The sequence below is a fragment of the Metabacillus niabensis genome, from assembly GCF_020524345.1.
Lineage (GTDB): Bacteria > Bacillota > Bacilli > Bacillales > Bacillaceae > Metabacillus > Metabacillus niabensis_B.
In genome coordinates this window covers 380077-402413 of sequence record NZ_JAIVLH010000002.1, presented here as the reverse complement: position 1 = coordinate 402413, position 22337 = coordinate 380077, and the positions used below count along the sequence as shown (strand labels likewise).

The following is a 22337-nucleotide window of genomic DNA, read 5'->3' as shown; positions in this document are numbered from 1 at the left end:
AAAGGAGGCTCTTAGATTGGAAATAAAGATGGAAGAATTAGATTTTAGTAGAGTTGTATCAGAAGATCTCATTCAATTAGATTTACAAGCAACATCGAAGATTGAAGTTATCGAGGAACTAACAAACCTCTTATTTGTAAACGGTTGCATTAATGATGAAGAAGGGTTTATTCAGGATGTGATGTATCGTGAAAATGAGGGAGTTACAGGTTTAGAAAAAGGAATCGCCATTCCTCATGGCAAATCAGATTATGTATTGAAGACCTCTATTGCCATTGGAAGAACAAAGGAGCCTGTGGAATGGGAGTCTATGGATGGGAATCCCATCAATATTATCATCTTATTCGCGGTGAAAAATGCTGATAAAACGACAACACATATTAAGCTGCTTCAGAAAGTGGCCGTCTTATTATCAGACGAAGAGACCATCGAACAGTTTCAAACATTAAAAACCAAAAAAGAGTTTTTACATCTATTATCTAAACATAATTAGGGGGAATTGTTATGAATATTGTTGGAATCTCTGCTTGTACATCTGGTATTGCTCATACGTATATCGCGAAAGAAAAACTAATTAAAGCAGGGCATGAATTCGGACATAAAGTTCGGATCGAAACACAGGGAACGATTGGCATCGAAGACGAGTTAACAAAAGAGGAAATTGCGGCAGCAGACTTGGTCATTATTGCTGCTGATATTAAAGTTAGCGGGAAGGAACGTTTTAAAGGAAAGAAAATTATTGAAATCTCAACAAATATTGCGATCAAGGCACCGAAGCAATTATACAAAAAGATTGAGGCTGAACTGAACACACAACAATAAGGGAGGTCTGTTATATGTTAAAAAAACTTCAAATTAAGAAGCATGCTTTAACCGCTATATCCTTTATGTTACCGCTTGTTGTTGCATCAGGACTATTAATTGCGATTGGAAATCTAACTGGTGGAACGGTTATTGAAAATTATCAGGAAGCTTATTCAATTCCATCAGCACTTGTCTCTTTAGGTGTACTTGGAATGGGACTGCTTGCTCCTGTTATTGCAGGTGCGATTGCCTACTCGATAGCTGATCGGCCGGGTATCGCTCCGGGGCTTTTAATGGGGCTTATTGCAAATGCAATTGGAGCCGGATTCTTAGGTGGTATGTTAGGTGGATTCATCGTAGGTTACTTCGTTTTATTCCTTAAGAATCATTTAAAGGTACCGAAATGGGCAGAGGGCTTAATGCCAATGATGATTATTCCGCTGATTTCCAGCGTCGTGATCGGATTACTGATGTTCTTTATCCTTGGAGTTCCAATTGTATGGGCAACAGATGGATTAACTTCTTTTTTAACAAGTATGCAAGGGTCGATGAGATTCGTTTTTGGAGCTATTTTAGGTGGAATGGCAGCATTTGATTTTGGTGGACCCGTCAATAAAGTGGCTTCATTGTTTGCAGATGGCCTTTTACTAGAGGGAATTTATGAACCTGAAGCAGTGAAAATACTGGCTTCTATGGTACCTCCGTTTGGTGTAGCAATTTCCTGGGTTTTATCAAAAGCTCTACGGAAAAAGCGTTACACCAAATCGGAAGAAGACAATATTAAAATCGCTTTTCCGATGGGAGTTTGTATGATTACAGAAGGTGTCATTCCTATTGCTGCTGTGGATATCGTAAGAGTTGTTGTTTCTTGTACTACTGGTGCTGCAATTGGTGGCGGATTCTCGATGATGTGGGGTGTGGGATCACCCGTTCCATCTGGTGGATTGTTTATTGTTCCGGCAATGACCCACCCATTCCTGTTCCTATTAGCATTACTGATTGGTTCAGTCATTACCGGTGTCATGCTGTTTCTATGGAAGAAAGAACCTGCAAATGAATTGGCTGAGGATACGACAGAGGAAGAAGAAATGGATCTTTCTGATATAAAAATAACAATTTAATAGATTGGAAGCGATATATATGTATGTATCAATGAAAGGCATGCTTGACCGTGCAAATACCGGTAAATATGCGGTTATGGCGATTAACTGTTTTAACTTAGATACGGCTAAAGCTGTGATCGATGCAGCTCAGGAATTAAGGGCACCGATTATCATTGATTTACTTCAAGATCATCTGATGGTCCACTTAGGCAGCAAACTTCTGACACAGCCAATCATTGAGATGGCAAATGCAGCAAGTGTGGAGGTAGCAATAAACTTAGATCACGGCCAGGATATTGGCTTTGTCAAAAGATGCTTAAAAGATGGATTTTCCAGTGTCATGATAGATGCTTCCAACTATCCTATTGAGAAAAACATTGACATTACCCGAAATATAGTCGAATTCGCCCAAACCTATGATGCCAGTGTAGAAGGGGAAGTAGGAAGCATTGGCTCTATATCCAGTGACCATATGACAGATGACGAGATGTATACCAATCCTGATACTGCAATTGAGTTTGCATTAAAAACTGGGGTAGATGCTTTAGCCATCTCTTTTGGCTCAAGTCATGGAAATTATCCTGACGGCTATGTACCTGAATTTCGATTTAATATTGTCGAAAAGATAAAAAAGGCAACAAATATTCCGCTCGTACTCCACGGAGGCTCAGGGTGTGGAGAAGAAAATATAAGAAAATCTATTGAGCTTGGGATCAATAAAATAAATGTTGGTTCAGACTTTATGAATGCTCAGATACAACAAATAATAAATGACTTAAGAGAGCAACCGGAACTGAGTTACTTTGATGTAATCCACCATACAGTTACTGCGGGAACAGAGTTAGTCAAATATTATATCCGATTATCCGGATCTGAAAACAAATCTATATAATAAAAGGAGAGAGAAGAAAATGTTAATAAATATGAAACAGTTACTAGAAGTGGCAAAGCAACATACATTTGCAGTAGGTGCTTTCAATGTAGCAGATAGTAATTTTCTAAGAGTTGTAGTAGAGGAGGCAGAGATAAATAATTCGCCAGCTATTATTGCTGTACATCCAACTGAATTAGAGTTTACAAAGGATGACTTCTTCAGTTATGTGTTAAACAGAATTAAAAACAGCCATGTACCATTTGTTCTTCACTTGGATCACGGAGGAAATGTAGCTGATATTATGAGGGCAATACGGGTCGGCTTCAGCTCAGTGATGATTGACGGCTCACTTTTACCATTAGAAGATAATATTAAACTAACAAAGGAAATCGTCGACATCAGCCATCCATTAGGTGTGTCAGTGGAAGGTGAGCTAGGAACAATTGGAAACACTGGAACATCAGTTGAAGGAGGCGTGTCAGAGGTTATCTACACAAGACCTGAAGATGCAAAGGAATTTGTAGAAAGCACAGGTGTCGACACATTGGCTGTTGCGATCGGCACATGTCATGGCATCTATCCAAAAGATATGGAACCAAAGCTCCGTATGGATATACTGCAGGCGATTAAACAGGAGGTAGATATTCCACTCGTCCTTCACGGAGGCTCAGCGAATCCGGATGAGGAAATTGCCGAAGCAGTCAGAATTGGAATTCAAAAGGTAAACATCTCATCAGACTATAAATACGCATTCTATAAAAAATGCCGTGAAATTTTAGCAGCAACCGAACTCTGGGATCCAAACGCGATTTATCCGGAATGTATCGATGCAGCGAAAGAAGTAGTGAAATACAAAATGAACTTGTTTAACTCTCAGGATAAAGCTGACCTATATCGTGAAGAGAAGGTTTTAGTTTGGAGGAATGAATTGTTGTAAGGGATTTAAAAATAATATTTAGTAGGAGTGCTTCTTGTGAAGGCTGTCACAAAGATTAAAAGGTATGGGGAATCTCATGCCTTTTTCATATTCATTTATATTTTTATGAAATTAGCCATGCATTGAAGTGGGTATGAGATTTCTAACGTAAATATGTAAAGGTGTTAGTATTGATTTCTTCACTTTTTGAAATATGATAAAATAAATAAAATGAATGCGTTTAGGAGATGGTTGGAATGAATTTGTACATAAATGAGTCAATGTCCATTGATGACTATTTTGAAATTCGAGAGAAGTCCGAACATCTTTTAGAGTATATTGACGGTTTCGTCTATATGTCTCCATCTCCTTCAACAAAACATCAAAGAATTTCTAGCAAACTCCATATTAAGCTTGGCAATTTTCTTGAAGGAAAGCATTGTGAAGTTTTTCATGCTCCGTTTGATATTGAATTAAAAAATGCAATCATAGAAGGAACGAAAATTGTCATACCAGATCTAAGCGTAATTTGTGAAAAAAGTGGTTTTACTGAATCACGGTATATTGGAGTTCCAAATCTTATTGTTGAAATCCTTAGCCCATCTAATCAATCGCACGATTTAATTACTAAATTAAATCTTTATATGAATTATGGCGTTAAAGAATACTGGATTGTCAATCCGATGCTACATTCAATCACTGTCTATGCTCTTAATGACGAAAGTATGTATGATCAACATGATATGAAAACAAAGAATGGGATCATTACTTCGAAGTTCCTAGTTGGATTCAAAATTGATTTAGAGGAAATATTTTAGTAGTATGGGAACGGTTTTGTTGTTCGTTTGGAGGTTAAATAAAATAAAAACATTCACTAGTGTTGTTAATCAACGTTTGTGAGTGTTTTTGTTATTATTTTACATATTTTCAATTCATGATGTTGTCTTAATTCTTCATGTTTTCTTTGGATTCCTTTTTATACCCAAATATTTCAGAAGAGAGAATCCCTATACCTTAAATACTCACACTAAAAAACTTCTTTCTTCAACCTCTTCCTAACTCAATTATATCACGTAAAAACATTCGGAAATAGACTTTTTATTCCCATCTACTACTGCTAAAATCAATTGAACATAATTCGTTAGGAGAGATGTGGAATGAGTTCTTTGGTACTCGATTTTCAAGAGGTCGAAAAATCGCAGCTTATGCTCGTAGGCGGTAAAGGGTTAAATTTAGGGGTATTATCAAAAATCCAAGGAATCCAAGTTCCCAAAGGATATTGTGTTACAACAGTAGGTTTTCAAAAAGCCATCAATGAAAACAAAAAGTACCATGCTCTATTGGATCAATTAGCAACGCTAAAAGTTGAAGATCGAGATCAAATTCGTGAAATTAGCAGTAAGATGCGACAACTCATAATGGAAGTAGAAATCCCTTCAGATGTTGTGAAAGAAGTTACTCATTATCTCTCCAAGTTCGGCGAGGAACACGCATATGCAGTGCGTTCTAGTGCGACTGCCGAAGATTTACCGCATGCCTCTTTTGCCGGCCAACAAGACACCTATTTAAATATCATTGGTAAAGACGCCATCTTGCAGCATATCAGCAAATGTTGGGCTTCCCTATTTACGGAGCGCGCGGTCATCTACCGGATGAAAAATAGATTCGACCATAGTAAAGTTTTATTATCAGTCATCATTCAAAAAATGGTCTTTCCACAGGCTTCAGGGATTTTATTTACCGCTGACCCGATTACTTCCAACCGAAAATTACTTTCTATTGATGCAAGTTTTGGATTGGGGGAAGCACTGGTCTCAGGCTTGGTATCTGCAGATTGTTATAAGGTACAGGAAGATCAAATCGTTGATAAAATGATAGCAACCAAGAAATTGGCGATGTATGGACGAAAAGAAGGCGGAACAGAGACACAACTAATCGCTCATAATCAGCAAAAAGCCCAAACACTTTCTGATCAACAAATTTTAGAACTAGCACACATCGGCAGGCAGATCGAAGCATATTTTGGTAGCCCTCAAGATATTGAATGGTGTTTGGTTGATGAAACGTTTTATATTGTCCAGAGCCGTCCGATCACAACTTTATACCCGATTCCCGAAGAGGAGACAAAAGAAAATCGCGTCTATGTATCTGTTGGTCACCAACAAATGATGACTGACCCAATGAAACCTTTAGGATTATCTTTTTACCTATTAACAACTCCTGCACCTATGCGTACAGCTGGTGGAAGGTTGTTCGTTGATGTGACAAATAATTTAGCTTCACCTGTCAGAGGAAAAATGGTGATAGAGGCTTTGGGAAAATCCGATCCTCTTATAAAAGATGCACTCATGACGGTCCTTGGGCGAGAAGATTTTATAAAAACGTCACCAGATCCAATAAATATACCAGGTCCTAGTGATACCAATAAAGCAGGTCCTCAATCACAAATCGAAAACGATCCAAAAATCGTTTCTGATTTAATAAAGAAAAATCAAACATCGATAGAAGAGTTAAAACATAACATCGAAACGAAATCAGGAACAGAATTATTTGATTTTATTTTGGAAGATATCCAGGAATTAAAGAAGATTTTATTTGATCCACAAAGCTCGGCTGTTATTATGGCTGCTATGAATGCTTCATCATGGATCAATGAAAAAATGCTGGAGTGGTTAGGTGAAAAGAATGTAGCAGATATACTTTCTCAATCTGTTCCAAATAATATTACTTCAGAAATGGGACTGGAACTATTAGACCTCGCAGATGTGATTCGTCCTTATCCAGACGTCATTGAGCATTTACAACATGTAAAAGATGATCACTTCCTGGAAAAATTAAGTGAATTAGAAGGTGGACAGGAAACCGAAGTTGCAATAAGAACGTATCTCAAGAAATACGGCATGAGGTGCGCCGGAGAAATCGATATAACGAAAACTCGTTGGATTGAAAAACCAATTACACTTGTGCCTATGATACTAAGTAATATCAAAAACTTTATTCCTCATGAAAGCAATCGGAGATTTGAGCGAGGACTGCGTGTTGCGTTGGATAAAGAAAAGGAATTAATAGATCTTTTAAAAAATTTACCGGATGGTGAACAAAAAGTCAAAGAAACAAAACAAAAGATCGACTTAATCCGTAATTTCAGCGGTTACAGAGAATACCCAAAATACGGCATGGTAAATCGCTACTTTGTATATAAGCAGGCTCTACTGAAGGAAGCAGAAAAGCTCCAACAAGAGGGAGTTTTACATGAAAAAGAAGATATCTATTATCTTACTTTTGAAGAGCTCGGCGAAGTCGTTCGCACAAAATATCTAGATTACGGAATCATCACCCAACGAAAAAGTGATTACAAGTTATATGAAAAACTAACACCTCCACGCGTTATCACGTCTGATGGTGAGATCATGACAGGTGAGTACAAACGAGAAAATATCCCAGCCGATGCGATTGTGGGTCTACCTGTTTCTTCCGGAGTTATAGAGGGACGTGCCCGTATCATCTTAACTATGGAAGATGCTTATCTAGAAGATGGAGATATCTTAGTCACAGCATTTACTGACCCAAGCTGGACACCATTGTTTGTTTCCATAAAAGCCCTTGTCACCGAAGTTGGTGGACTGATGACACATGGAGCCGTTATCGCACGTGAATATGGCTTACCGGCAGTTGTTGGAGTGGAAAACGCTACTAAGCTAATAAAAGATGGGCAACGAATTCGAGTGAATGGAACAGATGGGTATATCGAAATCGTGTAAGTGTTGAGTATCTACTTGAAAAAGGTATGAGGAATAATCTCGTACCTTTTTTGTCAAGGATTGAGCCCACGGATGTGCAATTAAAGGATAGTATACTAGGAGTTCTTTATTCTGTTCACCGTTTTTGTCAAAGAAATTATCCTCTAAGTAAATTTTGATGATGATGTCGAAGAGCCAGAAATGCATGACTAGCAATCTTGATAAACTACTTATTTATTTACTAGAGAGATCGCATGTAGGAATTGAATTATTTGGATTTAATGCTTTCTTCCACATTTATCACAACATTTCCTCGCTTATGTCCTTTCTCTACGTAACGATGAGCTTCAACGATCTCATCAAACACATAGTACCTATCGATGACCACTTTTAATTTCCCCATCTCAACAAGCTCTTTAAGGAAGTCCAGTGCTTCTGACGTTTCAGGTGCATTTCGACTAAATAAAAACTTTTTGCGGCTTTTCAATTTAGTCCAAAGCATGTTAACACTTGGCAGCGGTTCAGTGACATTAATATATATACCGTCTTTCTTTAACACCTTCATACAAGCTGAAAAAGAACTTTTGTTTACTGCTTCAAAGACCACATCATACGTCTCGTCTGACCCGGAAAATTCCTCTGCTGTATAATCAATGACCTTGTCGGCTCCTAGAGATTTTACCAATTCCAAGTTTGTCGTACTGCATACCCCTGTAACATTGGCACCGAAATACTTGGCAATCTGAACCGCATAACTTCCTACACTTCCTGACGCACCATACACTAGAACCTTTTGCCCGTTTTGAATATTGGCTTTTCTAAGAAAATACAAAGCAGTCCGTGCTCCAATTGGAATGGCAGCAGCTTCTGCATACGTTATATTGGACGGTTTTATAGACACAGGACCATCCTCCGGTAAACAAATATATTCGGCATAGGCACCAAACCCAGAGAGAGAGGCTGCAAAAACCTGGTTACCAGCCTTAAACTTTTTGACAGTTTTTCCAACAGACTCAATTTCACCAGCTAACTCCATCCCTAATATCTCTTTTTTTGGTCCTCTAAAACCAAGTGTTAATCGGGCAGGCAGCCAAAAAGCGGGTGGAACTGTAAAACTCCGTGCTCGAATATCTGCGACCGTTACAGTTGTTGCTTTCACTTTCACTAAAATTTCGTTTTCTTTAGGGATTGGTTTTTCTACGGCTGTCTGTTGAAGAACGTCAGGGGGACCGTAATTTGTATACACGATTGCTTTCATTATCCACCTCTAATCCGTATTTATTCATTACTATCATACGAATAGTACGAATAAATAGACCAAAGGTTTCGCTTTTTAATAAAAGAACGATGGGTAGTTAGATCTGTATGTACTCCCTAATAAAGTTGGGCAGTTCAGTTTCTACTAAGCGTACTCTAAATGAAAATCTTTACACATATGATATATCATGATATAACATTATGTATAGATCTATTTTTTTGAAAGTTGGTGTTTGCTTTGACAAAGCCGTTATATGAGGTTTTATATGAAAACATAAAAAAAGATATTATGTCAGGCGTGTATAAAGAGGGGGACCGCGTTCCTTCCGAAAAGGAATTGTCAGAACAATATGATGTCAGTAGAATTACAACAAAAAAAGCATTGGAAATGTTAGCTGGAGAAGGCTTGATCGTTAGGCAGCCGGGTAGAGGCTCATTTGTGAAGCAAAATTCTAACGACGAAGAGAAGGGACCTGAATTAGTCGAATCGCCTTCAAAAGAAGTAAAGCGTACACCACTAATGATTGGTCTAGTCATAACAGATTTTGATGATAGTTATGGGACAGCGCTTATTTCATCCATTGAAAAGTGTACAACCGAACATTCTTGCTTCCTCATACTGCGCCGCTCCTTTGGAATCTCGGATATTGAAGAAAAAGCGATTCGGGAATTGGTTGAGCTTGGTGTTGATGGGCTCATTGTCTTTCCTGCTCAAGCAGAATACTTTAGTGAGGAGATCTTAAAACTCGTTTTGAATAAATTTCCGTTAGTTCTCGTTGACCGACATTTAAAGGGAATTTCTACTGCATCGGTGAGCACGGATAACGTTGGCGCGGCCAGAAAAGGAACAGAATACCTGCTGGAGTTAGGTCACAGGTATATTGGCCTTCTGACGCCACCCCCGAATGATACAACTGCTTTAGAAGATCGTATTGAAGGATTTGTACAGGCTCATGCAGAACAGGGAGTCATCGTTGATCGTGATTTATGGATAAACAATATTACGTCAACACTTCCTAATTCTTTCAGACCGCCTAACATTAGACATGATATAGATAAAATAAAGAAACACCTAACAGACCACCCCACAATCACAGCTTTATTTGCAGCCGAATATTACATTGCTTTAATGGCGAATGAAGCGGTTAAAGAGCTGGGGATGCGTGTACCTGAAGATGTTTCGATCATGTGTTTTGACAGTCCGCCAACACATATAGGTGAATTTCAATTAACTTACCTGGCACAAGATCAAGAAAAAATGGGGCAAAAAGTATTTGAACTTCTTTTGAAACTACGAAATAAAGAGGATCAAGCCGTTGTACCAAAGCGGGTGTTGCTAGATGCTAATCTAGTAATTGGTAACTCGACCGCTCCAGTTACAATTAAAAAATAATAGCGGGAATGGTGTCTTCAGAAGATTGGGGGCACTTTTTTATTTGTTGAAAAACAAAGATCAATACCCAATATACCATTCGCTATTTTTTAAATAAATTTTTAAATGATATATTTAAATGTAATATTAAATTACTTATTGACATACTATTTATATAACAATTATACTAATTGTAAGCGCTTCACTAAAAGGAGGTGAAATACATAGATGGAAACAAATACATTATCTGCAACAATGATTAACATGATGGATGATATAACGTGCCGTCTGGCAGATCGTCCAAAGCTTGCGAAGATGTTTCAGAATTGCTTTAAAAATACGATTCAAACAACGGTTAAGCGCCTTGAAGATCAATCTACCTTTATTATTACAGGAGATATTCCAGCTATGTGGTTGCGAGATTCGGCTGCACAAGTAAAACCGTACCTTGCACTTGCTGACCGTGATGAAACAATCTCAACGATCATTGAAGGGGTGATAAAACGCCAAGTTGATTATGTCAATATTGATCCGTACGCAAATGCCTTCAATAAAGAGGCTAATGGTGCAGGGCATCAAAATGATCTAACTGATATGTCTGATTGGATTTGGGAAAGAAAATATGAAATTGATTCACTTTGTTATCCTATACAATTATCTTATTTATTCTGGAAGAGAACTGGAATTACTCGGCACTTTGACGCCGAATTTTTGAAGGCTGTGAAGAAGATTATTGGGGTCTGGAAAGTAGAACAGCACCATGAAGAACAATCACCATATCGATTTCAACGAAAAAATTGTCCGCCATCAGACACGCTCACTCGGGACGGTTTGGGAGAACCGGTCTGTTACACGGGTATGACGTGGTCAGGGTTTAGACCGAGTGATGATGCGTGTATGTATGGCTATTTAATTCCTTCCAACATGTTTGCAGTCGTTGTGCTAAATTACATGGAAGAAATTTTTACTAGTTTCTATAAAACTAGTGACCTTATTAGTAGTGTAACAGAGTTAAAGAATCAAATTCAATCTGGAATTAATGAATATGGCATTGTAAAGCATCCAAAGTATGGAAAAATGTATGCATACGAAACCGACGGATTTGGTCATTATAATTTAATGGATGATGCCAATGTTCCGAGTTTACTAGCTTTGCCATACCTGGGGTTTTGCAGTATTGAAGATGAAATCTATCAAAATACAAGAGCATTTATCTTAAGTGAAGATAATCCTTACTATTTTGAAGGTAAGGCGGCCAAGGGGATCGGTAGTCCACATACACCTGATCAATATGTGTGGCATATTGCACTAGCAATACAAGGACTTACGACAAATTCATCAGAAGAAATTGAGGAGTTACTAAGACTCTTTGAAACAACGGATGCTGATACTGGATATATGCACGAGGGTTTCCATGTTGACGATCCGACAAAATTCACTCGTAAATGGTTTTCATGGGCTAACGCAATGTTTTGTGAGTTTATCATGAGTGTAGTTGAAAGCGCTTCTAAAAAGTAAATAAATGATAAAGAGGTGGCTGGGATGAGAAAATTTCGATTTGGTTGGATGCTGTTGCTGGGAGTACTGCTAAGTTTGGCATTAGTAGGTTGCAGCAGTGAAGATTCTAGCAAAAGTGACAGTGGTTCAGATGAAAAAGTGAAGCTAACCTTCTGGGGTGACTGGACAGGTGATGGGGAAGATCAATTTAACCATATGGTTGAAAAGTTTAACAAATCTCAAGACCGTATTGAAGTCGAATACGTCATTCAAGAAGATTTGATAACGAAATTTATGACAGGTATTACATCTGGTCAAGTTCCTGACGTTTTGCTTTGGGATCGTTGGAGAACATCGCTTTATGCTCCAAAAGGGGTGCTGCATCCAATAAATGAATATATGGAAGCTGATGGTGTATCCGAGGGTGATTTCTACGAAGAAGCTTTAAAAGAATTAAGCTATGATGACAACTTATATGGTCTTCCGTTAACAGTCGATACACGTGCTTTATTCTATAATAAAGATCATTTTGAAGAAGCTGGCATTGAGCCTCCGACCACATGGGAAGAGCTTCGTGAAGCAGCGAAAAAGCTAACTGTTAAAAATGGAAAAGACTTTGAACGAGTTGGTTTTTCCTTAAATGATCTAGGATTATTCAATATGTGGCTTCAACAGGCTGGTGGCCAGATGTTGACAGAAGATTTAACTGCAACAGCCTACAATAGTGAAGCAGGCTTAAAAGTACTTGAATATTGGAATCAATTGCTTTTTGAAGATGAAGTGTATAAGACTGGATTTGACAAAGGACTTGAAGGTGCTCAGCATCCGTTTGTAACTGGAAAATCATCAATGCACTTTACTGGGCCATGGGATTTACGTACGTATGAACAATACAGTGATCAGTTAAATTACGGGGTTGTTCCACCTCCGGCAGGTCCAAATGGTGACAAAGGTGCGGTTATGGGTGGCTTTGGTTTAGCTGTTCCGGAAGCTTCTGAAAAGAAAGAAGCAGCATGGGAGTTCATTAAATGGTGGTTAGCAGAACCGGAAAATGCGCTTGAGTGGGGTAAAACAAGCTTGAACATTCCTGGTAACAAAGTCGCGCTTGAGGATCCGTTCTTCCAAGACGATCCATTCTGGAAGCCATTCATCGATTCATTAGAATTTGCTAAAATTCGTCCTCGTCACCCGGGTTATTCTGTTGCAGAGGTTGACGCATTAATTCCAAACCTGGAAAAATTCGTGTTGCAGGAGGAATCAGCAGAGGAGACATTAGAAAAAGCCCAAAAAGAGGGAGATAGGATGCTTAAGGAAAATGAAGCTGAATAAGATTAACAGAATTCAAGAGAGTGCACTCTCTCTTGATTCTGTTCCGAAAAAAAGTTCCTTTAACCGATATCAATCGCGGGCAGCGTATTTCTTGATTGCACCTACACTCATTCTGTTTATCATATTTATGGTGATTCCTATAGGGATGGCTATTTTCTTAAGTTTTACTAATTATGACATTATTAGCTCGATGGAATGGGTAGGCTTTGATAACTTTAAACGACTAATTGACGATGCCATTCTTTGGCAGACATTCCGAAATGTAGGAGTGTTAACACTGTTTTTTGTGCCGCTTATGATCATTATTTCATTACTTTTAGCCGTTTTGGTCACACAGCCATTTCGTGGTGTCACGTTTTTCCGACTCGCTTTTTACATGCCGACAGTTACATCTGCAGTAGCGGCATCGATCGTTTGGTTATGGATGTTGAACTCAGAATATGGATTAATCAATCAGATGCTTAGTTATGTCGGGATTGCTGGACCTGCTTGGCTATCTGAATCGGGACCGGCGATGGCTTCAGTTATTGCGGTTACGCTTTGGTTGGGAGTCGGTGGAAACATGATTATTTACATGGCCGGTATTAAAGGAATTCCGACACAGCTTTATGAAGCGGCAAAGATTGATGGTGCTTCAGCCTTTAAACAGCTCATTTATATTACATTTCCAATGCTTCGCCCAACAACATTGTTAGTAAGTACAATGACGATTATCGGTGCATTACAAATTTTTGATCAGGCGTACGTGTTAACACAAGGTGGACCTGCGAACTCAACGAAAACAATCGTATACCACATTTATACAACGGGGTTTGAACAGTTGCAAATGGGCTATGCATCAGCACAGGCGCTTGTTCTGACGATAACCATTTTAATTTTTACGGCAATTAACTTTAAGATTAATCAAAGTAAGGATCAATAGAAGGGAGGACCTGTGATGAAAAAAAGGGAAAATTTAAAAAAGCTGATCTTTTATATTGTAGGGTCGGCAATTGCTGTCATTATGGTGATGCCATTTATTTGGAGCTTATTGACATCCATAAAACCAGATACGGAGATATTTCGAATTCCTCTGCAGTGGCTTCCTTCGACGATCACCTTTGAGCAATATATCGAAGCATTTGAATCAGTACCGTTTGGACGTTACTTGTTTAACTCGCTTTATCTTGCTGTAATGGGAGTTTTTTTTAATCTTTTATTCGGTTCTATGAGTGGTTACGCCTTCGCGAAACTCAAATTTAAAGGAAGAAAAGTAATATTTGCAGTCTTATTGGCAGCGATGATGATTCCCGGTGTAGTTGTTATGATTCCACAATATATCGTCCTAAACAATATGCCTCTAATGGGTGGCAATGACATTTTAGGCCAAGGTGGGCACGGATTATTGAACAACTTTTGGGCGGTTATTCTTCCAGGTGCGGCCGGTTCGTTCGCAGTATTCTTTATGCGACAATTTTTCTTAACCTTACCGGATGAATACATGGAATCAGCTCGAATTGATGGTTGCAGTGAGTTTCGGATTTATTGGAATCTTTACTTGCCGCTTACAAAGCCGGCGTTAGCAACACTTGGAATTTTCACATTCCAAGCAGGCTGGAACAGTTTCCTATGGCCGTTAATCGTCTTAAATGACAGATCATTATACACTGTGCAAATAGGGCTTCAAGCATTTACTTTTGACAAACAAACGGCATACGGACCAATGATGGCAGCGACAATTATCATAATCTTACCGATCATTGCGATCTTCATGTACTTACAAAAATACTTTATTGACGGTGCAAACTTCTCTGGAATTAAAAGCTAATTAGGTAGAGGGTGAAAACGATGTATAAATGGATGGAATGGATCGCAAAGGCAGCTGGATTGAATTTTTTATGGATTTTGTTCACATTATGCGGATTTGGTTTCTTGGGCTTATTTCCAGCAACAGTTTCCTTGTTAATGGTGACTCGGGATGTAAAAACAGGAAATCATAAGGGAATAGGCGCTTCTTTCCTGAACTACTATGTGGAAAATTTTATCAAGGCTAATGCCTACGGCTATTTGATCATGATTGTAAATATAGCCTTGATTTCACTTGCGATCCAATCTGTACATTTCTCAGTACTACTTGCCATACCAATTTTTGTAGTGACAGTGTTGGTTTTCATGATATCCCTATATCTGCTACCTGTATTTACGTATTTTCATGCATCATTTTTGAATCATCTAAAACTATCAAGTGTCATTGCACTAGGACACCCAGTTGTATCATTTGTGTTGGTTTCTCTATTTGCACTCAATTTTGGAGTAATCTTTTATTCTCGCATTTTGATTGCATTTCCAATCTTGTTTTTGTTCTTTATGGTTAGTGTTTCTGCTTATTTTGTGATGGTCGTATTATTACCGGTGTTTAGGAAGTATGGCCGGCTTGAGTTAAAAAAAGCCGTTACTAGTAACCAGGTATCAGAAGTCTAATAGTTTCATATGCCCAACAAGTTGAAAGCGTTAATATTTTAATTATAAAAAGGAGTGACATTATGCTTACTAAATGGCGTGGAATGACCGTTTTGCCGGCAGTCCTATTGATGATTTTCTCATTACTCGTAACAACTCTTTTTAATTCAGAGCAGGTTGAAGCTGCAAGCTTATGGAGTGAGGAGTATGATGCAGCACAAGGAACGTTATATAACGTCGGAACAGAAAATTCGGAAGCAGGTTATTTCGGTGAAGGCTATGTTGCCGGCTGGAACAGAGATGGCCAAAAAGTCGATGTCGAAGTGAATGTACCTAGTGATGGCAGTTACACGCTGGTATTTAAATATGCTGGTGGTGCAGGCTCTGCTACCCGCTATCTTGAAGTAAATGGGGAAGAAATTGTTGATCAAGTACGTTTTTCTGGAACAGGAAGCTGGGGTAACTGGCAGACTGCGAATGTTAACGACATCAGCTTAACTGCTGGAAAAAATACGATAACTCTTGGCTTCGATTCTTCGAGAGGCAGTACGAACTGGCTTAACTATGACAGTCTGACTGTAAAAGAACCAAGTGAAACAGAGCTAGTGCCATGGGGATTAAAAAAAGAAGCTGAGCAGGCTCAATTATCGCTCACTGAAAACTTTTGGAACAATGATCGTAACATGTTCAATAATCAATATCCTGATAGCGAAACGAATGATCGCTTCCATTACTGGTGGCAGGCACATGGAATTGATACGCTAATTGACGGTTATGAACGATCAGGTGATAAAGCGTATCTCGACAAAGCTCAAGCTTTATATGAAGGTGTTAAAACACGAAACGGCGGTGAAATCCGTAACGATTTTTATGATGATATGTTGTGGATGGCACTTGCTCTTCAACGTTTGTACAGCTACACAGATAATCCGGAGCATGAACAAGCGGTGTTTACACTATGGGAAGACATTAAAACTGGCTGGAGTGAGGAATTTGGCGGCGGAATCGCGTGGAACAAATTCCAACTGGATTACAAAAATACACCATCAAACGCACCAGCAGTCATTCTTGCCGTACGCTTATTTGAGCAATATGGAAAAGAAGAAGATTTAGAATGGGCAAAGAAAATCTATAACTGGCACCAAAACACATTAGTGGATCCTGAAAACGGCTTAGTCTGGGATGGCATTAACCGGACAGGTGATGGAACTATCGATAAAGGCTGGGAATTCACGTATAACCAAGGTGTCTATATCGGGGCATCGGTTGAGCTTTTTAAGTTAACAGGTGAACAGCAGTACCTTGATGCTGCCGTTAAGACGGCTGAAACGACAAAAGAACGATTCTCCAATCACAACAGAATCATCTATGAAGGTGGCTCTGGTGACGGTGGATTATTTAAAGGAATTCTGGTCCGTTACGTAACAGAGCTAGTAAAAGCAGACGAATCTCAAGTCGATCTGGCTGAATGGATCATTAAAAATGCCAAAAGTGTTTGGAATCAAACAAAGGAAGAGCCGGTAATTTTGTTTGGATCATCATGGGAAGGTGCAATTAATACCCCTGTTGAGCTTAGTCAGCAATTAAGCGGCGTTATGCTGATGGAGCATGCAGCTGAACTCGAGCCAATTATGTTTGACAGTTTATGTGATGTGCTAGCAATTGAAGTTAATACTTTTGCAGCAGATGGTAAATTGGAGAAATCTGTTGTGAAAAAACTTAGCAATCGTATCAAACAAGTAGAACACCATCTAGGCAAAAGGAACTTTGAGCAGGCACTTAAACATCTTGAAGACTTTGAAAAGCATTTACAAAAAGGGCAGAAACAGGGTCATGTCAACGATGTTGCTTATGGAGAACTTCAACATCTAGTAGACAGAATATTAAAATAACAGAACGACAATTTGAAGAAATTAGTCAATTCATAAACTGGTATTGGAAATGGAGTGGGACGGTTGAAAACGATTCGAATTGGATTTATCGGGACAGGTGGCATGGCTCAAGTGCATGCAGAGCAGCTGCTGGAACTTGAAAATGTGGAAATTACAGCGATAACGGATGTGAGTCCTGACGCAAGGGCCAGATTTATTGAAAAAGCGGGAATAGAAAATGTCCAGCAATATACAGAATACCGCGACATGCTCGACCAAGCAGAATTGGATGGAGTTGTAATCTGTTCACCACATACTTTGCACTTTGAACAAGCAACAGCGGTTTTGGAGAAGGGCTTACACGTGTTGATCGAAAAACCGATGACTTGTTCATCACATGAGGCTGAGCAATTAATTGAAACGGCCAAGCGAACAGGAATGATCATGCAAGTGTCATACCAACGCCATTTTCAGCCGGAATTCATTTATATTCACGATACAATCGCTGCCGGAAAAATCGGAAAGGTTACATCTGTTACAGCCTCATTGTACCAGCAATGGTGGAACGGTTCGAACGACACGTATTCATGGCGCAAGGATCCAAAATTATCTGGAGGAGGATTTTTAATGGACTCCGGCAGCCATATAATCGATGTTTTGCTTTGGACGACAGGATTAACACCAGTTGAAGTAACGGCACAGCTTTCTAAGCAAGGGGCACCGGTAGAAATCGATACATTCACATCGATTCGATTTAAAGAAGGTGCGGTTGCCGGTTTAAACCTTGTCGGTTACTCACCGGCTTGGCATGAAACATACGTATTCTGCGGTGAAAAGGGAGCCATTTTTTATGACAACGATAAAATTACCCTTCATTTAACAGGAGAAGAACCAATCGTTCCGGAATTACCTAAGGCAACAACGAACCAAGACAAAAGCTTCATAGATGCGATCCGTGGAGATGGTGATATACAGGTGCCAGGAGAATTTGCTTTAAAGGTTGTTAAGTTTTCGGAAATGGTTTATGAATCAGTTGGCTACAAGCCTTACTAAAGGAGGAAGTTGATTACATGAATTTTAATATAGGGATGCGGATTCCACCAAAAATCGGAAGTGAAGGAATTGGAAAAGTTGCAAGCTGGGCAGCGGAAGTCGGATTGGACACACTTGATGTCTCCCGGCTTACACCGGAAGTAATAGCTGCCTGTGAGAAGGCAGGTGTTGGGATCGGAACTGTTGATGTTGCACAGGTTGGTCAGCTTTTCAGTTTAGATGAAAAGCGCCGTTCAGATGCAATTGACAGTGTGAAAAAACAGATGACAGACATCGCGGCATTAGGCGGCCGAGTACTGTTCATGTGTCTTGTTCCTGAGGATCACACACTGCCGCGAAAAGATTCTTTCGGGATTTGGAAAGAAACGTTTCCTGAAATTATTCAACATGCTGAACAAAATGGGTTATACATTGCCATTGAAGGCTGGCCAGGGCCGGCACCATATTATCCAACACTAGGCTGTACGCCGGAAACATTAAGGGCAATGTTCAATACGATCCCATCGAAGCACTTTGGAATGACGTATGATCCATCACATTTGGTCCGTTTAGGCATTGACTATATCCGCGTGTTATCTGAGTTCGGGGAACGAGTGAATCACTGCCACGGCAAGGACACTGAAATGTTAACAGATGATCTGTATGAATGTGGTGTGCTGCAGTCTACTTTCACTGAAAAATACTTATTCTCAGAAGGCTCTTGGCGATACACAATCCCAGGCCACGGGGAAGTTGACTGGGGAAAAGTTGCTATCCGTTTACAACAGTTGGGCTACAATGGATCGATCAGTATTGAATTAGAAGATCACCGCTATTGGGGTTCACTTGAAGCCGAGCAACAAGGGATCGTGAAAGCTGCGGAGCATTTGCGCAGATACGTTAAATAATAGATTCTAACTTTACAAGGGGTGAATCGATGGACGAAAAACTTCGAGTTGGCATAATCGGTTACGGATTTGCATCAAAGACGTTTCATGCACCGGTTATTACAAGCTTACCAAATTTACAATTAACAAAAATCGTTCAGCGCAGCAGCACGAGCGCAAACGAGCGTTATCCTGAGGTAGAGGTCGTCACTCATGTCGACGACCTCTATCAGGATGAAGCGATAGATTTGGTTGTCGTAGCAACGCCGAGCACTGATCATGTGAAATTTGTACGTGACGCATTGCTTGCAGGGAAACATGTTGTGGTGGAAAAACCGTTTACAACAACCTCGGCTGAAGCAGATGAGTTAACACAATTGGCAAAGAAGCAAGGAAAAGTTTTAAGCGTCTTCCACAACCGCCGTTGGGATGGAGATTTTATGACGTTGAGACGACTCTTAGATGGCGGAATGTTGGGCGATGTAAAAGAAGCCGTGTTTCGCTGGGACCGGTTTATCCCGGATGCAAATCCTAATAAATGGCGTGACAGCCATGCACTTGGCTCTGGGGTGCTCTATGATCTTGGAGTGCACTTTTTTGATCAAGTTCTCTGCCTATTTGGAAAACCGGACAAAATCCGTGCAGAAGTCCGGTCCTTGAGGGCAGATACAAAAGCAGATGATTACTTTGATGTAACACTAGGATATCGGCATGACTTGAGCGTTACCATAAAATCCACAGTTCTGGCCAGAGAGCCTAGTCCACGTTATGTCGTGCATGGCACAAAGGGTTCGTTTATGAAGTTCGGAAATGACCCCCAGGAACAAGCGTTAATAGCAGGACGCTCACCTGCTGAAAATGAGTGGGGCAAGGAATCACAAGAAATGTGGGGCACTTTGAACACAGTGATGAATAATCTTCATGTTGTAGGTACCGTTGAAACAGTTGCCGGTGCATACCAAGCGTACTATCAAAATATTTATGATACAATTACTGGCCGTGCCGAGCTGATCGTAAAACCTGAGGAGGCGAAGATGGCGATTAAGTTAATTGAACTGGCGCTTGTGAGTAGCCGTGAAGGTCGAACGGTTGATGTTGAGTAATAAATACAAACAACCCATTTCAAAAACCATAAGTTTCTACAAAAGGGTGAATTAAATGCGTGACGTTAAATTTTCTATAAATGCTTCAACTCTTTTTCCATTTGACCTAGATATAATCGACCAAATCAAGGTAGCAGCACATGCAGGATACGATGGCATTGAGTTATGGGTAAAGGATATCCAGGAGTATCTTGAGAAAGAAGGTTCAATAAAGGAGTTAATAAACTGCATTGAAGCGAGCGGCATTGAAGTGGTCAATGCGATTACTTTTTTCAAATGGTCGGATGCAGATGAAGGGACAAGACAGCAGGGACTCAAAGAAGCAGAGCGGGAAATGAAACTATTAAAAGAAATTGGATGTAAGGTTGTTGCTGCACCCCCAAGTGGAGACATGGCAGCCTTACCATTACAAAAGATCGCTCAGCATTTCAGTGAATTAACAGAGCTTGCAGACCGAATTGGAATTGACGTATACCTCGAATTCTGGGGTAAAGCTCCCAAATTAAGTACTCTAAGTGAGGCCATGTTTATCGCACTTGAAAGTGGTCTCCCGGACGTAAAGCTATTGCTCGATCCATTTCATATGTATACGGGCGGAAGCCATTTTAGTGGTCTTGCTTATCTTAAATCTGAACACATCGGAATTTTCCACGTGAACGATTATCCAGCACACCCGACGCGGAAATCAATTACCGACAAAGATCGTGTGTTCCCAGGTGATGGGATTGCACCGACTGCAGAGGTAGCGAATTACTTAGAGAAGATGAATTACAACGGTTATTTGTCATTGGAACTGTTTATCGAAAACTATCACAACCAATCTGCTTTGGAAGCCGCCCGGTATGGGTTGGAGAAAATGAAGCAGACGTACTTATGATGAATTGATGTGGTACCCGACATAAAATAGATCCTAGTAGAAGCATAGTCAAATATAGTCAAATTTGCAGGATATATAACCACCTTCTTATAGAATGGAGAGGTCACAATGAACACAGCCAATAAAACTACGAAATGGGTAACTCGAGCGCAGGAAGCGTTTAACAGCTTGCTCCAAAATTACTGGAATCATCATTTAAATATGTTTAACAATCATTTCCCTAATCCGGATAACCGATGTAATTTGACGTTTCATTATTGGTGGTATGCACATGCGATTGATAGTTTAATAGACGCATATAGTCGGACTAATGATGAGGAGCTTACAGCATATATTGAAAAAGAATATAACGGGCTTTTGTTCCGGAACGGTGGACAGCCGACAAATCTTTTATACGATGATATGGAATGGTTAGCACTTGCATTACTTCGAGCCTATCAAGTTACGAAAAACGATGCTTATATAAAAGATGTACAAATTCTATGGAATGATATTAAGACAGGCTGTAATAATCAAATGGGTGGCGGGATCGCCTGGCATAAAGAGCAGCTTGGTTATAAAAATACACCAGCCAATGGCCCTGCAATCATTTTGGCTGCTCGATTATATAAAGAGTTTGGAAATGAAGAAGATCTTGAATTCGCAAAAAAGATCTTTACTTGGCTGGATGATAATCTAATCGATAAAGAAACTGGCTTTGTCATGGACGGGATTAATCGTCTTGGTGATGGACAAATCGATACCGACTGGGAATTCACGTATTGCCAAGGAGTGTATGTAGGTGGAGCAGTTGAACTGTATCGGATTACAAATGACGACCAATACTTAGAAAAAGCGCTTAAGACAGCTCATTTTGCAATCGAAAAACTACACGACCAAACGAATAACGTGTTGAAAAGTGAAGGTAACGGTGACGGTGGATTGTTTAAAGGTATTATGGTTCGCTATTTTACTGAGTTAATGAAAGCAGCACCAGAAAAAACAGAAGCAATCCGCACTTATTTTGAGAGAAATGCGGAAACACTTTGGGAGAAAGGTACAAACTCAGATAAAACTATTTTCAATCATCTGTGGAGTGAACAGCCTGACTTAACTGAAGGCATTGATTTAAGCATCCAGTTAAGCGGTGTATTCCTATATGAATGCTTGGCAATACTTGAACGACAAGGCCTTATTAAAAGTTGAAAACAATCCAACAATTCATACACGTGCTCATTCAAGTCAGCTATTAAGAAT

At 39.6% G+C, this 22337-nt stretch carries 20 protein-coding genes; 19 read left to right on the top strand and 1 reads right to left on the bottom strand.

The window, feature by feature from the left end; genetic code table 11:
* Positions 1-22 precede the first annotated feature (22 nt).
* From LC095_RS04935 to ppsA, 7 genes are all read left to right on the top strand, one after another.
* Positions 23-493, top strand: coding sequence for a PTS sugar transporter subunit IIA (locus tag LC095_RS04935; RefSeq protein WP_226527128.1), 471 nt, complete (start codon positions 23-25; stop codon positions 491-493).
* A gap of 11 nt (positions 494-504) precedes the next feature.
* A complete protein-coding gene (locus LC095_RS04930; RefSeq protein WP_026561901.1) occupies positions 505-822 on the top strand; it encodes a PTS fructose transporter subunit IIB in 318 nt (105 codons plus the stop codon).
* 14 nt (positions 823-836) lie between these two features.
* A complete protein-coding gene (locus LC095_RS04925; RefSeq protein ID WP_226527096.1) occupies positions 837-1925 on the top strand; it encodes a PTS fructose transporter subunit IIC in 1089 nt (362 codons plus the stop codon).
* A 19-nt stretch (positions 1926-1944) separates the two neighbouring features.
* Positions 1945-2799: a class II fructose-bisphosphate aldolase gene (locus LC095_RS04920; protein WP_226527095.1), complete on the top strand. Its 855-nt coding sequence runs from the start codon at positions 1945-1947 to the stop codon at positions 2797-2799.
* A 19-nt stretch (positions 2800-2818) separates the two neighbouring features.
* Positions 2819-3718 carry a ketose-bisphosphate aldolase gene (locus LC095_RS04915; protein WP_226527094.1) on the top strand — a complete coding sequence of 300 codons (900 nt, stop codon included), beginning with the start codon at positions 2819-2821 and terminating at the stop codon, positions 3716-3718.
* A 236-nt stretch (positions 3719-3954) separates the two neighbouring features.
* Positions 3955-4515, top strand: a complete 561-nt coding sequence (locus LC095_RS04910; protein WP_226527093.1) for a Uma2 family endonuclease — start codon at positions 3955-3957, stop codon at positions 4513-4515.
* Between the two features lie 339 nt (positions 4516-4854).
* Complete coding sequence (ppsA, locus tag LC095_RS04905; RefSeq protein ID WP_226527092.1) at positions 4855-7458, top strand: phosphoenolpyruvate synthase; 2604 nt, start codon at positions 4855-4857, stop codon at positions 7456-7458.
* Between the two features lie 247 nt (positions 7459-7705).
* Here ppsA and LC095_RS04900 read toward each other — a convergent pair whose 3' ends face one another.
* The gene (locus LC095_RS04900; protein WP_226527091.1) at positions 7706-8695 is read right to left on the bottom strand and encodes an NAD(P)-dependent alcohol dehydrogenase; all 990 of its coding nucleotides are present in this window, start codon (positions 8693-8695) and stop codon (positions 7706-7708) included.
* A gap of 228 nt (positions 8696-8923) precedes the next feature.
* On the opposite strand from LC095_RS04900, the gene LC095_RS04895 reads away from it, so the two are divergent.
* From LC095_RS04895 to LC095_RS04840, 12 genes are all read left to right on the top strand, one after another.
* Positions 8924-10087, top strand: a complete 1164-nt coding sequence (locus LC095_RS04895; RefSeq protein ID WP_226527127.1) for a GntR family transcriptional regulator — start codon at positions 8924-8926, stop codon at positions 10085-10087.
* Between the two features lie 207 nt (positions 10088-10294).
* On the top strand, positions 10295-11584 hold the full coding sequence (locus LC095_RS04890) for a glycoside hydrolase family 125 protein (RefSeq protein WP_226527090.1): 1290 nt from the start codon (positions 10295-10297) through the stop codon (positions 11582-11584).
* A 24-nt stretch (positions 11585-11608) separates the two neighbouring features.
* A complete protein-coding gene (locus LC095_RS04885) occupies positions 11609-12892 on the top strand; it encodes an ABC transporter substrate-binding protein (RefSeq protein ID WP_226527089.1) in 1284 nt (427 codons plus the stop codon).
* Entirely contained in the window at positions 12879-13814 is a 936-nt protein-coding gene (locus tag LC095_RS04880; RefSeq protein WP_226527088.1) for a carbohydrate ABC transporter permease, read from the top strand. The genes LC095_RS04885 and LC095_RS04880 overlap by 14 nt, the downstream gene beginning before the upstream one ends.
* A gap of 15 nt (positions 13815-13829) precedes the next feature.
* On the top strand, positions 13830-14699 hold the full coding sequence (locus tag LC095_RS04875) for a carbohydrate ABC transporter permease (RefSeq protein WP_226527087.1): 870 nt from the start codon (positions 13830-13832) through the stop codon (positions 14697-14699).
* Between the two features lie 20 nt (positions 14700-14719).
* Complete coding sequence (locus LC095_RS04870) at positions 14720-15352, top strand: YesL family protein (RefSeq protein WP_226527086.1); 633 nt, start codon at positions 14720-14722, stop codon at positions 15350-15352.
* A 62-nt stretch (positions 15353-15414) separates the two neighbouring features.
* The gene (locus LC095_RS04865; protein ID WP_226527085.1) at positions 15415-17223 is read left to right on the top strand and encodes a glycoside hydrolase family 76 protein; all 1809 of its coding nucleotides are present in this window, start codon (positions 15415-15417) and stop codon (positions 17221-17223) included.
* 63 nt (positions 17224-17286) lie between these two features.
* Entirely contained in the window at positions 17287-18255 is a 969-nt protein-coding gene (locus LC095_RS04860; RefSeq protein ID WP_226527084.1) for a Gfo/Idh/MocA family protein, read from the top strand.
* A gap of 17 nt (positions 18256-18272) precedes the next feature.
* Positions 18273-19142 carry a sugar phosphate isomerase/epimerase family protein gene (locus tag LC095_RS04855; protein WP_226527083.1) on the top strand — a complete coding sequence of 290 codons (870 nt, stop codon included), beginning with the start codon at positions 18273-18275 and terminating at the stop codon, positions 19140-19142.
* Between the two features lie 29 nt (positions 19143-19171).
* Positions 19172-20224 carry an oxidoreductase gene (locus LC095_RS04850; protein WP_226527082.1) on the top strand — a complete coding sequence of 351 codons (1053 nt, stop codon included), beginning with the start codon at positions 19172-19174 and terminating at the stop codon, positions 20222-20224.
* Between the two features lie 55 nt (positions 20225-20279).
* Positions 20280-21101, top strand: a complete 822-nt coding sequence (locus LC095_RS04845) for a sugar phosphate isomerase/epimerase family protein (protein WP_226527081.1) — start codon at positions 20280-20282, stop codon at positions 21099-21101.
* 108 nt (positions 21102-21209) lie between these two features.
* Positions 21210-22286 (top strand): glycoside hydrolase family 76 protein, encoded by a 1077-nt coding sequence (locus tag LC095_RS04840; protein WP_226527080.1) that lies wholly within the window; start codon positions 21210-21212, stop codon positions 22284-22286.
* The last annotated feature ends 51 nt before the right edge of the window (positions 22287-22337 follow it).

Bases quoted from the DNA above. Each gene is read 5' to 3' on its own strand.
- LC095_RS04930 (WP_026561901.1), top strand. From the start codon at position 505: ATGAATATTGTTGGAATCTCTGCTTGTACATCTGGTATTGCTCATACG.
- LC095_RS04925 (WP_226527096.1), top strand. From the start codon at position 837: ATGTTAAAAAAACTTCAAATTAAGAAGCATGCTTTAACCGCTATATCC.
- LC095_RS04920 (WP_226527095.1), top strand. From the start codon at position 1,945: ATGTATGTATCAATGAAAGGCATGCTTGACCGTGCAAATACCGGTAAA.
- LC095_RS04915 (WP_226527094.1), top strand. From the start codon at position 2,819: ATGTTAATAAATATGAAACAGTTACTAGAAGTGGCAAAGCAACATACA.
- LC095_RS04910 (WP_226527093.1), top strand. From the start codon at position 3,955: ATGAATTTGTACATAAATGAGTCAATGTCCATTGATGACTATTTTGAA.
- ppsA (WP_226527092.1), top strand. From the start codon at position 4,855: ATGAGTTCTTTGGTACTCGATTTTCAAGAGGTCGAAAAATCGCAGCTT.
- LC095_RS04900 (WP_226527091.1), bottom strand. From the start codon at position 8,695: ATGAAAGCAATCGTGTATACAAATTACGGTCCCCCTGACGTTCTTCAA.
- LC095_RS04890 (WP_226527090.1), top strand. From the start codon at position 10,295: ATGGAAACAAATACATTATCTGCAACAATGATTAACATGATGGATGAT.
- LC095_RS04885 (WP_226527089.1), top strand. From the start codon at position 11,609: ATGAGAAAATTTCGATTTGGTTGGATGCTGTTGCTGGGAGTACTGCTA.
- LC095_RS04880 (WP_226527088.1), top strand. From the start codon at position 12,879: ATGAAGCTGAATAAGATTAACAGAATTCAAGAGAGTGCACTCTCTCTT.
- LC095_RS04875 (WP_226527087.1), top strand. From the start codon at position 13,830: ATGAAAAAAAGGGAAAATTTAAAAAAGCTGATCTTTTATATTGTAGGG.
- LC095_RS04870 (WP_226527086.1), top strand. From the start codon at position 14,720: ATGTATAAATGGATGGAATGGATCGCAAAGGCAGCTGGATTGAATTTT.
- LC095_RS04865 (WP_226527085.1), top strand. From the start codon at position 15,415: ATGCTTACTAAATGGCGTGGAATGACCGTTTTGCCGGCAGTCCTATTG.
- LC095_RS04855 (WP_226527083.1), top strand. From the start codon at position 18,273: ATGAATTTTAATATAGGGATGCGGATTCCACCAAAAATCGGAAGTGAA.
- LC095_RS04850 (WP_226527082.1), top strand. From the start codon at position 19,172: ATGGACGAAAAACTTCGAGTTGGCATAATCGGTTACGGATTTGCATCA.
- LC095_RS04845 (WP_226527081.1), top strand. From the start codon at position 20,280: ATGCGTGACGTTAAATTTTCTATAAATGCTTCAACTCTTTTTCCATTT.
- LC095_RS04840 (WP_226527080.1), top strand. From the start codon at position 21,210: ATGAACACAGCCAATAAAACTACGAAATGGGTAACTCGAGCGCAGGAA.